Origin of the sequence: Amycolatopsis sp. WQ 127309, from assembly GCF_023023025.1 — a bacterium.
In the GTDB taxonomy this organism is placed as follows: Bacteria; Actinomycetota; Actinomycetes; order Mycobacteriales; family Pseudonocardiaceae; genus Amycolatopsis.
This window is the reverse complement of sequence record NZ_CP095481.1, coordinates 3,859,894-3,872,884: the sequence shown is the minus strand read 5'-3', so window position 1 is coordinate 3,872,884 and position 12,991 is coordinate 3,859,894. Positions and strand designations below refer to the sequence as shown.

Sequence of the window (12,991 nt, the reverse complement as noted above, 5' to 3'; positions counted from 1 at the left end):
ATCGACGCTAGGTGCCCGGTGCGGGCCGGTGGTACCGCCGAGCGGTGAGCTGACCAGGTGAACCCGGCGGGCCGGTGGTTACGCTCGCCGCATGCTTCGGATCGTCGTTGTCTGCTCCGGCAACATCTGCCGCTCTCCCATGGCCGAGCTCGTCCTCCGGAAGGAGCTCGACGACGCCGGCCTCGCCGACGCCGTCCGCGTCACCAGTGCCGGGACCGGCGGCTGGCACGAAGGCGAACCCGCCGACAAGCGGGCCCGGGCGACCCTCGAGGCCCACGGCTACCCCACCCGGCACGTCGCGTCCGAGGTCTCCGACGAGGACCTCGGCGCCGACCTCCTGCTCGCCGCCGACGCAGGGCACGCCGGGTTCCTGCGGGCCCGCGTCGACGATCCGGCGAAGGTGCGGCTGCTGCGGTCGTTCGACCCGTCGGCCCCGGACGGCGCCGAGGTGCCGGACCCCTACTACGGCGGTGACGACGGCTTCGAGGACGTCCTCGGCATGATCGAACGCACGGTGCCCGGTTTGCTGGATTGGGTGCGTTCGCACCCCTGAGACGTCACATTGGCCGAGGTCGGCGGGCGGGCCGGACCGGGCACGGCCTACCGTGGTGGGGTGCGGTTGCGGTTCCTGCTCCGGCCCGGGTGGCTGGCTCTGACGGTGGTGGTGTTCGCCTTCGCCGTCTGTTGCTTCACGCTCTTGTCGCCGTGGCAGTTCGGCCGCAACACCGAGCGCGAGCAGCAGAACTCCTCGCTCGAGACGTCGTTCACGGCCGCGCCGGTGCCGCTCGACCAGCTGCTGGCGCCGGGCGCCGTGCCCGACCAGCGCACCGAGTGGCACCTCGTGTCGATCACCGGCCGGTACCTCCCGGACAAGGAGGTCATCGCCCGGCTGCGGACCGTGCAGGGCGAGGGCGCCTACGAGGTGCTGACGCCGCTGCGGACGACCGACGGCACGGTCGTGCTGATCGACCGCGGGTTCGTCAAGCTCGACAGTAAGTCCGGCGTGCTGCCCTTCGCGCCGGCGCCGGGCGGGATCGTGCAGGTCACCGCGCGGGTGCGCAGCGACGAGACCGACCCGAAGAACCGTGACGCCTTCGCCGACGCGTCGACCGACGGGCGGCTGCAGAGCTACGTCGTCGACTCGAAGGTCGTCGCGCGGGCGGGCCGGATCGACATCCGGCCCGGGTACTTCCAGCTCGACACCGATCAGCCCGGCGTGCTGGGCGCGCTGCCGCTGCCGCAGACCGACTCGGGGCCGTTCTTCTCCTACGCGCTGCAGTGGATCGCGTTCGGCGCGATGGCGGTGCTGGGCTGGCTGTACTTCACCGTCCGCGAGCTGAAGCCGGGTGGCGCGCTGACCGCGCCGAAGGAGCCGGGCGAGCGGACGCGGCGGAAGTCCGTCTCGGAGATCCTGGCCGAGGACGAGGCCGAGTACGCCGAAAGTGGCCCTTCGAAGTAAGCCGGAAATGGCCCTGGGGCGAGGCCACTTGCGGTCCTCATACTGGGTTCATGCTGATCCACCCCTGGGACGCCGCGAAGGACGACGCCGAGTGGCGGGACTGGCTGGCCGGCCACGACTTCGGCCAGCTGATCGCCGGCGGCACCGGCCGCGACCTGCCGGTGGTCACGCCCGCGCACTTCGCCTACGACGGCGACCGCACGATCGTCACGCACCTGGCCCGCCCCAACCCGATCTGGCCGCTGCTGGAGGAACACCCGCGCGCGCTGCTGACGGTGGTCGACGACTACGCCTACATCCGCGCGGACTGGAACACGGCGTCCGGCGCCGACCCGGCGCGCGGCGTGCCGACGTCGTACTACGCGACGGTCCAGCTCGAGGGCGACGTCCGCTTGGTCGACGACCCGGCGGCGAAGGCTTCCTTGCTGGACAAGCAGTTGCGCCACTTCGAGGCCGACGGAGCACGCGCCCCGGTGAGCGCGACGGACGCCCCCGACCGGCGGCTGCTGCCCGGGATCCGCGGGATCGAGTTCACGATCACGGGCGTCCGGGCGAAGTTCAAGTTCGGCGGAAACCGGACGGAAGAGGACCGCGAGCGGATCGGCGCCCAGCTGGCGGAGCGGGACGGACGGCTGGACGCGGAGGCCTTGGCCCAGCTGCGGCGCCGCGGCTGACTCAGCGGTTGCGGTGCCAGAGGCCCGCGACCACCGCGAGCAGCACCGACGTGACGCCCGCCAGCCAGCCGACCACACGGGACAGTTCCACTGCGCGTGTCACGTGACCGGCGTCCGGGTTGCGGCCGACGCCCAGTACCGGGCGCTCCTCGATGCCGTGCGGGTACACCGTCCGGCCGCCGACGCGGATCTCCAGCGCTCCCGCGAACGCCGCCTCCACGCGGCCCGCGTTGGGGCTGGGGTGCGCGATCGTGTCGCGGCGCCACGCGCGCCACGCGCCGCCCGCCGAGCCGCCGACCACCGGGGCCGCCAGCACCGTCAGGCCCGCCGCGATGCGGGTCGGGACCAGGTGGACGAGCTCGTCGAGACGGTCGAGCGCCCAGTGGCCGGGGCGGCCGCCGCGCGTGCGGCGCAGCAGGCTGACCGCCCGCGCGCCGAGCAGGCCCGGGACGCCCGCCACCGCGCCCCACACCAGCGGCGCGACGACGGCGTCGGATGTGTTCTCCGCCAACGTTTCCACCGAAGCCCGCGACAGCGCGACCGGGCCCAGCCCGTCGGCGACGCGGGGGTCCAGTTCGGACAGTGTCGAGCGGGCCGGCTCGAACCGGCACTCCTCGAGGTCGCGCGCGAGCTCGGTGCCCTGCAGCGCCAGGCCCGCCGCGCCGAGCACGGCCCACGTCGTGACGGCGGTCGCCGAGGCCTGCACCAGCGGACGACCACGCCCGGCGCGTTCGAGCACCAGGCCACCCAGCACGGCGGCCACGGCCACCGCGGCCCCCGGCGCGGGCCCGAAGCGGCGGAAGGCCGTCACCGGCGGACGCCGGCGGGGGTCGCCGAGGGCGCCGTCGGCCGCTACGCCCAACACCAGTCCGATCGCGCGCGCCGCGCTCACCTGTGCCCCCCGGCAGAAAGAATGTCCAGTTCGAGGAGAGGCTACTCGCCCCACCGGACCACCGAACGGCCTACTCGACGAGCGCCGCGATCGCCGGACCACGATGTCCCGCTCGGGGATCACCGAGCGCCTGACCAGGGCCGTGATCGCCGAGGCGCCCGGACCACCCGGCCGCCGCCGGACGACACCACCAGCACCACACCCTTCCGACGTGCGGGTCGGTGTCCGAAGTGCCCGGAGCGGTCGCGGTCAAGCCGGTCAGTGTGAGCTGCGTGGTGCGGAATCGTGCGGTCACTCCACCAGCGCCGCGATCTCCTCGCGCGCCTGGACCACGATGTCGCGCATCGCGCGTTCGGCCCGGTCCGCGTCGCCCGCGGCGACCGCGGCCGCCACCTCCAGGTGCAGGGCCACCGCCTCGGGCTGGGGTTCCGGGGGCATCAGGCCGTGGCCGGTCCGGCCGGTCAGCACCTCCGCGACCACCTCGGACAGCTGCGCGAACATCGGGTTCCCGGACGCCGTGAGCAGCACGTCGTGGAACGCGATGTCGAACCCGAGGAACGCCGAGAGGTCGCGCGCTCGAGCCGTCCGCGCGAGCCGCTCGCCCAGTGCGCCGAGGCGGCCGCGCTCCTCCGGGGTCGCGCGCAGGGCCGCGTAGCGCGCCGCGCACGGCTCGATCGCCGAACGCAGCTCGTTCAGCGTGGCCAGGGCGGCCGGGCGCGACGGGCCGTCGAGCTGCCAGCGGATCAGCTTCGGGTCGTAGTGGTTCCACTCCCCCGGGTCCCGCACGATCACCCCGACGCGCCGTTTGCTGCTGGTCAGGCGCATCGTCTCGAGCACTCGGACCACTTCACGCGCTACCGTCCGCGAAGCACCGAAGCGTTCCTGGAGCTCTTCGGACCGCAGCACCGTCCCCGGCGGCAGCGAACCGTTCGCGATCGCCGCGCCGAGCTCGTCCAGGACCTGGTCGTGCCTGTCGTTCCCCACGCCCCCAATCTAGCGAACTGACTCGATTAAGTAGCACTTAATCTTGAATAAGTAGTACTTTTGAGTTTGACTCACCCGAGCACAACGAAGTGGGAGGTGCGGGATGACCGTCATCGTGGTGATGGGGGTGTCGGGCTCCGGGAAGACGACGGCCGGCACGGCGCTGGCGAACGCGCTGGGCGTCGAGTACGCCGAGGCCGACACGTTCCACCCGCAGGCCAACATCGACAAGATGACCGCCGGGACGCCGCTGACCGACGCGGACCGCGCCCCCTGGCTCGAGGCGATCGCCGGCTGGATCCGCGCGCACCAGGACACCGGCGGCGTCGTGACGTCGTCCGCGCTCAAGCGCCGCTACCGCGACGTCCTGCGCACCGGCGGCAACGTCTGGTTCGCGCACCTGCACGGCGACCGCGAAATCCTCGCCGAGCGCATGCAGACCCGCAAGGGCCACTTCATGCCGGTGTCCCTCTTGGACTCGCAGCTCGCCGACCTCGAACCCCTCGAGCCGGACGAGCCCGGCGCGATCTTCGACATCCGCGACACCCCCGGTGAGATCACCGAAGCCGCGTTAACCGCCTTCCGGGAGCTCGCATGACGTCCGTCCTCGCCGGCGCCTGGACCGGCCACGACACCCGGCTGATCGGTGCGACCGTCGTCGCCATCGCGGTGATCGTCGTGCTGATCACCAAGGTGAAGCTGCACCCGTTCCTGTCGCTGGTGCTCGGCTCGCTGGTGCTCGGCCTGGCCGCCGGGATGCCGGTCGACAAGCTGATCAAGAGCTTCTCCAACGGCGTCGGCAGCACGGTCGCCTCAGTCGGCATCCTGATCGCGCTCGGCGCGATGCTCGGCAAGCTGCTGGCCGACTCCGGCGGCGCCGACCAGATCGTCGACACGGTGCTCGGCAAGGCCCGCGGCGCCGCGCTGCCGTGGGCGATGGCCCTGGTCGCGGCGCTGATCGGGCTGCCGATGTTCTTCGAGATCGGCCTCGTCATGCTGATCCCGGTCGTGCTGCTGGCGGTCAAGCGCACCGGGAAACCGTTGATGCTGCTGGGGATTCCCGCCCTCGCCGGGCTTTCGGTGCTGCACGGCCTGGTCCCGCCGCACCCCGGCCCGCTCGCCGCGGCCGGCGCGCTGAACGCGAACGTCGGGATCACGCTGGCGTTCGGCCTGCTCGTCGGCATCCCGACGCTGGTCATCGCGGGCCCGCTGTTCGGCAAGCTCGCCGCCCGGATGGTGCCGGACGCCGTGGCACCCGCGCGGCTGGTCCCGGAGCGCGCCGACACGGACAAACCGCGGCCCAGCTTCGCCGCGACGCTCTCGACGGTCCTGCTCCCGGTCGTGCTCATGCTCGCGAAGGCACTGTCGGACATCCTGCTGGACAAGGAAAGCCAGGCGCGCAAGATCCTGGACTTCATCGGCGACCCGCTGATCGCACTGCTCGCGGCGGTGCTGGTGGGCATGGTCCTGCTCGGCCGCCCGGCCGGCCTGGGCCGCAGTCGGCTGTCCACTGTGGTCGGTGACGCACTGGGCCCGATCGCCGGGATCCTGCTGATCGTCGGCGCCGGCGGCGGCTTCAAGCAGACCCTGGTCGACGCCGGTGTCGGCGACGTCATCACGGGCCTGGCCAAGGACGCGAACCTCTCGCCGCTGCTGCTGGGCTGGCTGGTGGCGGTGGCGATCCGCCTGGCGACGGGCTCGGCCACGGTCGCAACGGTCTCGGCGGCGGGCATCGTCGCACCACTGGCCGCCACGATGGACCCGTCGCACAGCGCGCTGCTGGTGCTGGCGATCGGAGCCGGGTCACTGTTCTTCTCGCACGTGAACGACGCGGGGTTCTGGCTGGTCAAGGAGTACTTCGGGCTGACGGTCGGGCAGACGCTGAAGAGCTGGTCGGTGATGGAGACGCTGATTTCGGTGGTGGCGATCGCGCTGATCCTGCCGCTGTCACTGGTGGTGTAGTCCGACCGCCGTAACGCGACGGACGTGGTTGCCGACTTCCCAGTACTCCCGACGGGAAGGTGGGACCACGTGGGACTCATCCGCAAGACAATGATGGTCGGCACGATGGGTGCCGTCCGCGGCAGCAGCAAGAAGCAGCGAGTGGCGAAGGCCCAGCTGAAGGAGCTGCGAGTACAGACCAGGCTTCAGAAGACCCAGCTCGAGCAGCAGAAGCAGGCTCGACACGCGCCGCCGGCCGCGCCGCCCCCAGGCTGGTACCCGTCGCCCACGCAGCCAGGGTCGACGCAGTGGTGGGACGGCGCGCAGTGGACGCCGTCGTACGCCCCGGCCCAGTAGCCGAACAACGGCACGCAGTCGCGACTCCAGCCGGACCGCCGCACTTACCCGCATGAAGGCCGCTACCGGACGCCCGGTGGCGGCCTTCGTCGTGTCGTCCCTCCAGTCACGCGTGTCGACTCCCGGATCACACGTGTCGACCCCTCCGTCACACGGCGATGTCGAGCTGCCTCGATCCGAGCCGCCCGGCCCGTGATCAGAAGGTCGACACGCGTGACTGGAGGGACGACACGCGTGACTGAGGAGTCGACACGGCCGCCCGTTGACATGTGACCTTTTGGTCACCTATTCTTCCGGCGTGCCCGACGACGACCTGGTGTTCAAGGCGCTGGCGGATCCGACCCGCCGGTTCCTGCTCGACCTGCTCTTCGAGCGTGACGGGCGCACGCTCACCGAACTCGAAACGCGCGTCGACATGAGCCGCTTCGGCGTCATGAAGCACCTCAAGCTGCTCGAAGAGGCCGGCCTGGTCGTCGCGCGGAAGGAAGGGCGGGAAAAGCTGCACTTCCTGAACCCCGTGCCGATCCGGGAGATCCACGACCGGTGGATCGACAAGTACACCGAGCGCCGGGTGACCGCGCTGCTCGACCTCAAGAACGAACTGGAAGGCGACGAACCATGACGAACACCGTGCAGGTCAACCGCATCTACATCAAGGCAACCCCGGAGCGGATCTGGGAAGCCATCACCAAGCCCGAGTGGACCCGGAAGTACGGCTACACCGGCCTCGTCGACTTCGACCTGAAGGCGGGCGGCAAGCACCGGACCCACCCGACGCAGGCCTTCATCGACGCGGGCTTCACCGGCGACCTGATCGACGGTGAGGTCCTCGAGGCCGATCCGCCGCGCAGACTCGTCATCACGTGGAAGCTGCTGATGGACCCGACGATGGCGGAGGAGCCCTACACGACCGTCACCTACGACATCGAGGCCACGCAGACCGCCGGCACCAGGCTCACCGTCACCCACGACGTCACCGGCGCGCCCGTCACCGGGGCGATGGTCGGCGGGGAGCACGAGGACGTCGACGCCGCGCCCGGCCAGGGTGCGGGCGGGGGCTGGGCCTGGATCCTCTCCGACCTCAAGACCCTGCTGGAGACCGGCGACGTCATCGTGCCGGCCTGACGAGGTCCCGGTGGGCCGGCTCGCGCCGCTTCGAGCCGGCCCACCGGGGGTCTACGCGCGCTGGGTCGCGGCCTTCAGCGCAGCCTTCGCGGACGCCGGCGCGTCCAGGGTGTCCAGCCCGAACAGGGCCGCCCCCACCACGGGGTTGACGTCCACCACGCGGACCACCGCGCGCGGTGCCACCTTCAGGCACCGCCGCTCGATCTCCGCGATCACCGGGGTGCCGATGCCGGTCAGGACTCCGCCGCCGAGGACGATCTCCGGGGCGTCCTCCGTGAGGTCCAGCTTCCGGAGGATCACCGCGGCGAACACGCTGACCTCCTCGACGAACCTCGTCACGATGTCCGCCGCCACCTCGTCGCCCGCCGCGGCCACCTCGAACAGCAGCGGGCAGAGCCCGTGGATCGAGGCGGCCGGGATCTCCTCAAAGTGCAGGCCCTGGACGACGTCGAACAGCGTCTCCCGGCCGAAGAAGCCGGCGACGGCCTCGCGAAGCGACGTGCGCGGGCCGCGGCCGTCCTCGGCGCGGACCGCCCACCACAGGGCCTCCTCGCCGAGGCGGTAGCCGCCGCCCCAGTCACCGGAGATCTTGCCCAGCGCGGGAAAGCGGTGCACGCGCCCGTCCGGGCCGACGCCGGCGCCGTTGATCCCGGCTCCGCACACCACCGCCACGCCGATCCCCGCGCTGCCCGCCCGGAGCAGCGCGAGGGTGTCGTTGCCGACGGTCAGCGTGTCGCTCCACCCGCGGGCCGCCAGCGCCGCGTGCAGCGCCTCTTCCTCACGCGGGAAGTCGAGCCCGGCCAGGTACGCCGACGTGTGCACCGCGAACGGCTTCTCCCCGGCACCCGGGAAAGCCTCCAGCACCAGGTCTTCCAGCGCCGCGACGCAGGCCACGACGCCGACGTTCTGCGGAGAAGCACCGGGACCGCGCGACTTTCCCAGCACGACGCCTTCGCGGGACACCACGAGGACTTCGGTTTTGCTGTTGCCGCCGTCGATCGCGATGATCGCTGGCTTCATCCGCGGGCCCAGGGCAGGTACTCACGGTTGATCTGCACCAGCGAATCGGCGAGCGTGTCGGCCTTCGTGTACTGCCCGACCAGCGGGTGCGCGAGCAGCGCGTCGGCCACGCGGTCGCGGCCGCCCTTGACCGCCGCTTCCAGCGCGAGGAACTCGTACGCCGTCGTCGCCGCGATGAGCCCGGAGAACTGCGGCTCCACCGGCGGCTGCGGGATCGGTGTGGCGCCGGAGGAGTCCACAGTGGACCTGGTCTCGATGACGGCGTCGTCGGGCAGGAAGGGAAACGTGCCGTCGTTGCGGACGTTCACCACGTGCTCTTCGGCCGGACCACCCGCGGTCAGCGCGTGCACCAGCTGCACCGCGGCCTCGGAGTAGTACGCCCCGCCGCGCTTCTCCAGCGACTCCGGCTTCGTGTTCTCCTCCGGGTCGAGGTAGATCTTCAGCAGCTCTTCCTCGACGTCGCTGACGACGTCCGCCCGCGGCCGCTCGGTGCGCTGCTTGGTGACCTGCTCATCGTGCGCGTAGAAGTACTTCAGGTAGTACGACGGCACGACGTTCATCCGCCGCAACCACTTCTCCGGCACACCGACCTCGTTGGACAGGTAGTCCAGGTGCTGCTCCAGCAGTTCCGGCAGCCGGTCGACGCCGTCGACGAGCGCGCCGCGCTCCCAGCTCAGGTGGTTCAGTCCGGTGTGGACGAGCTTGACGTCGTCCGCGCCGACGCCGAGCAGCTTCCCGAACTGACGCTGCAGGTTGATCGCGACGTTGCACAGCCCGACCGCGCGGTGACCCTCGTTGAGCAGGGCGCGCGTGACGATGCCGACCGGGTTGGTGAAGTTGACGATCCACGTGTCGTCGCCGGCGATCTTGCGGACGCGCTCGGCGATGTCGAGCACCACCGGCACCGTGCGCAACGCCTTCGCGAGCCCGCCCGCACCGGTCGTCTCCTGGCCGACGCAGCCGCAGGCGTGCGGGAACGTCTCGTCGGAGCGCCGCGCCCGCTGTCCGCCGACACGCAGCTGGATCAGCACGGCCGACGCGCCGTCGACGCCCTCTTCGAGCGACTGCGTCGTCCGGACCTGCGCGGGGTGACCGGCGTGCGAGAGCAGCCGCCGGCTGAACCCGCCGACGGCTTCGACGCGGTAGGCGTCCGGGTCGACCAGCACGATCTCGTCGACGTCCAAAGTGGACCGGCGACCGGCGATCCCGTCGATCAGCTCCGGCGTGTAGGTGGACCCGCCACCGACGACTGCCAGCTTCATCCCTTGACTCCCGTGAATGTGATGCCCTTGACGAACGACTTCTGCGCAAATATAAACAGCACAATCACCGGCGCCATGATCAATGCGGTCGCCGCCATCGTCATGTTCCACTCGACGTGGTGCATGCCGCGGAAGGACGCGATCGCCAGCGACAGCGGCCAGTGGTCCTGGTCCTCGCCCGTGTAGAGCAGCGGCCCGAAGTAGTCGTTCCAGGTGAACAGGAAGCAGAACATCGCGGTGGCCGCGATCCCCGGCTTCGCCATCGGGATCAGCACCCGGTACATCGCCTGGAACTCGTTGCAGCCGTCGATCTTCGCCGCTTCGAGGTAGTCCTTCGGAATGGTGAGGAAGAACTGCCGGAGCAGGAAGATCGAGAACGCGTCGAAGAAGAAGTACGGCGTGATCAGCGGCACGAGCGTGCCGGTGAGCCCGAGCCGCACCCACAGGTCGTACAACGGGACGACGGTCACCTGCGGCGGCAGCATCATCGCGGCCACCGTGAGCATGAAGAACAGGTTCTGCCCGCGCCACCGCAGTTTCGCCAGCGCGTACGCCGCCGGGATCGCCGAGAGCAGCGCGCCGATCGTCGCCAGCCCCGAGTACAGCAGGCTGTTGCCGAAGTACTCCAGCAGCGGCGCCTTCCGGAACACCGTCACGAAGTTCTCGAAGTGCCACACGCTCGGCCACAGGCTCGCCGTCATCGCCTGGTCGTCCGCCATCACCGCGGTGAGGAAGACGAACAGCAGCGGCAGCATGAAGATCACACCGAGCGCGATCCCGGTCGCGTGCAACGCGATCCAGGACAGGCGCTTGTCCCAGCTCCGCTTGAACCGCACCTTCGGGTGCACACCCGCCGGCTTCTGCGGTGCTTCCGCCAACGCGGTCATGTCCCCTCCTCCTGGTGCTGGGACTTACGCAGCTGCCGCACCAGAATCCAGGTGAAGCCCGCCGAGACGATGAACAGCAGCACCGCCATCGCCGCCGCGTAACCCATGTTGAAGTAGCGGAAACCCTGGACGTACAACCAGATCGGGTACGTCAGCGTCGAGTTTTCGGGCGCGCCGATGAGCTTCGAGTTGCCGGCGACGTCGGCCGTGCCCGCCGAGGCGGACGCCGCGACGATCGCCTGCGTGAAGAACTGCAGCGCGTAGATGATCGAGTTGACCACGCCGAACAGCAGCACCGGCGAGATCGACGGCAGCGTGACGTGCCAGAACTTGCGGACCGAGCCGGCGCCGTCGAGCTCGGCGGCCTCGTACTGCTCGGTCGGGACGTCGAGCAGCGCGGCCAGGATGATGATCATCAGCTCGCCGGAGCCCCACAGCGCGAGCAGCGTCAGCGCGGGCTTCGACATGGCCGGGCTGTTGAACCACAGGCCGCCGTCGATGCCGATGAGCCGCAGGAACCGGTTCACCGGGCCGAACTCGGGGTTGAACACGAACACGAACGCGAGCGTCGCCGCCGCGGGCGGGGCCAGCGTCGGCAGGTAGCAGAGCGTTCGCACCAGGCCGACGCCCGACTTCAGCCGGGAGATCACCGACGCGATGCCGAGGGAGAACAGCACCCGGCACGTCGTCAGGATGACCACCAGCCACAGCGTGTTGTACGCCGCGACGCCGACGAGCGGCTCGGTGGTGAACATCCGGACGTAGTTGTCGAACCCGATGAACTGCGGCGGGTTGATCAGGTCGTACTTGGTGAAGGAGTAGTAGACCGTGGCGATCAGCGGGTAGCCGAAGAAGACCAGGAACCCGATGAGCGCCGGGGCCATGAAGAACAACGCGGTCCGGCGGCGCTTGGCCCGGCGGGCCCCCGCCCGCGCCTTTGCAGGCGCGGACGGGGAACCCTGGGACTGTTCGGCGAGGGTGCGGGGCGAGGCACTCTTTACCGCCGAGACCCCATCGGACAGAGTCATCCGCCCGCGCCCTTCTGCTTCAGTTCGTCGTCGATCTGCGCGTCCACCTTCTTCAGGCCTTCGGTCAGATCGGGGATCGAGCCGGCCTGCCACTTCTCGGCGAAGTCGTTGACCGCCTTGAGGTGCGCGTCACCGATCGGGGTGGTCTGGTTCGACACGAGCTTGCCGCTGTCGTACATGTCGAGGAACGTCTTGAACTGCGGCTGCAGGTCGAGGCGCGGCGACGTCAGCGAGGCCTTCGTGCTGGGCACGTTCTTCAGGCCGTTGGCCATGTCCACCAGGGTGTCGGTGTCCAGGGTGGCCTGCTTGATCAGCTCCCACGCGGCGCCCGGGTTCTTGGCGCCCTTGGGGATCGCGATGATCGTGCCGGTGGTGAAGGCGCTGCCGTACTTGTCGGCCATGGTGCTGAGGACCGGGGCGGGCGCGGTGGCGTAGTTCAGCGTCGGCGCCTGGTCCTTGATGAACGCGGTGCGGAACTCACCGTCGTAGATCATCGCCAGCTTGCCCTTCTGGAAGCCGTTGTCGGCGGAGTACTCGTCACCGAGACCGGCCTTGAACTTCTCGACCTTGTCGTGGCCGCCGAGCGCGTCGATCAGCTTCTGCTGGAACTCGAACATCGCCTTCCAGCCCGGGTTGCTGGCGAGGTCCGACTTGCCGTCCGGGCCGATGAACGGCGCGCCGAAGTTCGGCGCCCAGTACTGGGCCTGGTTGCCGTAGAACGGCATCGACGGCAGGAAGCCGGCAACCTTGATCGAGCCGTCCGCGTTGTACTCGGTCAGCTTCTTGGCGTCTTCGAGCCACTCGTCGGTGGTCTTCGGCGGCGACGTGATGCCCTTCGCCGCGAACAGGTCCTTGTTGTAGTACAGGCCGTAGACGTCGGCGAGCATCGGCATCGCGCAACGCTTGCCTTGGTACTCGGTGTAGTTCCGGACCGCCTCGGGGATCTGGTTGAGGTCGATCTTGTCGCGGTCGATGTAGGGCTTCAGGTCCTGGAAGCTGCCGTTGGAGCACCAGGCGCCGAGGTTGTCGGTGTAGAACGAGATCGCCACATCGGGCGGGTTGCCACCGCGGATCGACTGCGTGAGCTTGTCGTCGTCCTGGTTGCCCTCGTGCTTGATCTCGATGTTCGGGAACTTCGCCTTGAGCTTGTTCAGGCCCGCGGTGACGACGCCGTACTCGCGGTCGGTGAACTTGCTGTAGACGGTGATCGTGAGCTTGTCGTCCTTGCCGGGCGCGGCGGCCGCGTCACCACTTCCACTACTGGGCGCGGCGGCGCCGGAACAGGCGCTGGTCAGCAGGACGGACGCCGCGGCCACGGCGATTAACGCTGCGCCGCGACGGGTCCGGTTGGTAGGGCGCATG

Annotated in this window: 15 protein-coding genes; 8 read left to right on the top strand and 7 right to left on the bottom strand. The window is 70.0% G+C overall.

Going from position 1 to position 12,991, the window contains the following annotated elements; genetic code table 11:
- Positions 1 to 91 precede the first annotated feature (91 nt).
- From MUY22_RS18275 to MUY22_RS18265, 3 genes are read left to right on the top strand one after another with little or no spacing between them, the layout of a single operon-like run.
- Positions 92 to 553: a low molecular weight protein-tyrosine-phosphatase gene (locus tag MUY22_RS18275; RefSeq protein WP_247061164.1), complete on the top strand. Its 462-nt coding sequence runs from the start codon at positions 92 to 94 to the stop codon at positions 551 to 553.
- 60 nt (positions 554 to 613) lie between these two features.
- On the top strand, positions 614 to 1,459 hold the full coding sequence (locus tag MUY22_RS18270; protein WP_247061162.1) for an SURF1 family protein: 846 nt from the start codon (positions 614 to 616) through the stop codon (positions 1,457 to 1,459).
- Between the two features lie 50 nt (positions 1,460 to 1,509).
- Positions 1,510 to 2,133 (top strand): FMN-binding negative transcriptional regulator, encoded by a 624-nt coding sequence (locus tag MUY22_RS18265; protein WP_247061160.1) that lies wholly within the window; start codon positions 1,510 to 1,512, stop codon positions 2,131 to 2,133.
- A gap of 1 nt (position 2,134) precedes the next feature.
- Here MUY22_RS18265 and MUY22_RS18260 read toward each other — a convergent pair whose 3' ends face one another.
- Complete coding sequence (locus tag MUY22_RS18260) at positions 2,135 to 3,025, bottom strand: cobalamin biosynthesis protein (protein ID WP_247061158.1); 891 nt, start codon at positions 3,023 to 3,025, stop codon at positions 2,135 to 2,137.
- Between the two features lie 291 nt (positions 3,026 to 3,316).
- Positions 3,317 to 4,009, bottom strand: coding sequence for a FadR/GntR family transcriptional regulator (locus tag MUY22_RS18255; protein ID WP_247061157.1), 693 nt, complete (start codon positions 4,007 to 4,009; stop codon positions 3,317 to 3,319).
- A gap of 103 nt (positions 4,010 to 4,112) precedes the next feature.
- Between MUY22_RS18255 and MUY22_RS18250 the strand changes: the two genes are divergently transcribed.
- From MUY22_RS18250 to MUY22_RS18230, 5 genes are all read left to right on the top strand, one after another.
- Positions 4,113 to 4,607 carry a gluconokinase gene (locus MUY22_RS18250; protein ID WP_247061156.1) on the top strand — a complete coding sequence of 165 codons (495 nt, stop codon included), beginning with the start codon at positions 4,113 to 4,115 and terminating at the stop codon, positions 4,605 to 4,607.
- Positions 4,604 to 5,971 (top strand): gluconate:H+ symporter, encoded by a 1,368-nt coding sequence (locus MUY22_RS18245; protein WP_247061155.1) that lies wholly within the window; start codon positions 4,604 to 4,606, stop codon positions 5,969 to 5,971. Before MUY22_RS18250 ends, MUY22_RS18245 begins: the two co-directional genes overlap by 4 nt.
- A 69-nt stretch (positions 5,972 to 6,040) precedes the next feature.
- Positions 6,041 to 6,307 carry a DUF2510 domain-containing protein gene (locus MUY22_RS18240; protein ID WP_247061154.1) on the top strand — a complete coding sequence of 89 codons (267 nt, stop codon included), beginning with the start codon at positions 6,041 to 6,043 and terminating at the stop codon, positions 6,305 to 6,307.
- 298 nt (positions 6,308 to 6,605) lie between these two features.
- Complete coding sequence (locus tag MUY22_RS18235) at positions 6,606 to 6,929, top strand: helix-turn-helix transcriptional regulator (RefSeq protein WP_247061153.1); 324 nt, start codon at positions 6,606 to 6,608, stop codon at positions 6,927 to 6,929.
- Complete coding sequence (locus MUY22_RS18230; protein ID WP_247061151.1) at positions 6,926 to 7,432, top strand: SRPBCC domain-containing protein; 507 nt, start codon at positions 6,926 to 6,928, stop codon at positions 7,430 to 7,432. Before MUY22_RS18235 ends, MUY22_RS18230 begins: the two co-directional genes overlap by 4 nt.
- 51 nt (positions 7,433 to 7,483) lie before the next feature.
- Here MUY22_RS18230 and MUY22_RS18225 read toward each other — a convergent pair whose 3' ends face one another.
- Genes MUY22_RS18225 through MUY22_RS18205 form a run of 5 tightly spaced genes read right to left on the bottom strand, consistent with a single transcriptional unit; the run spans position 7,484 to position 12,990 of the window.
- A complete protein-coding gene (locus tag MUY22_RS18225) occupies positions 7,484 to 8,452 on the bottom strand; it encodes an N-acetylglucosamine kinase (RefSeq protein WP_247061149.1) in 969 nt (322 codons plus the stop codon).
- Entirely contained in the window at positions 8,449 to 9,714 is a 1,266-nt protein-coding gene (locus MUY22_RS18220) for a 6-phospho-beta-glucosidase (protein WP_247061148.1), read from the bottom strand. Before MUY22_RS18220 ends, MUY22_RS18225 begins: the two co-directional genes overlap by 4 nt.
- Entirely contained in the window at positions 9,711 to 10,601 is an 891-nt protein-coding gene (locus tag MUY22_RS18215) for a carbohydrate ABC transporter permease (RefSeq protein ID WP_247061147.1), read from the bottom strand. Before MUY22_RS18215 ends, MUY22_RS18220 begins: the two co-directional genes overlap by 4 nt.
- Positions 10,598 to 11,629: a carbohydrate ABC transporter permease gene (locus MUY22_RS18210; RefSeq protein WP_247061146.1), complete on the bottom strand. Its 1,032-nt coding sequence runs from the start codon at positions 11,627 to 11,629 to the stop codon at positions 10,598 to 10,600. Before MUY22_RS18210 ends, MUY22_RS18215 begins: the two co-directional genes overlap by 4 nt.
- Entirely contained in the window at positions 11,626 to 12,990 is a 1,365-nt protein-coding gene (locus MUY22_RS18205; protein WP_247061144.1) for an extracellular solute-binding protein, read from the bottom strand. The genes MUY22_RS18210 and MUY22_RS18205 overlap by 4 nt, the downstream gene beginning before the upstream one ends.
- Between the last annotated feature and the right edge of the window lies 1 nt (position 12,991).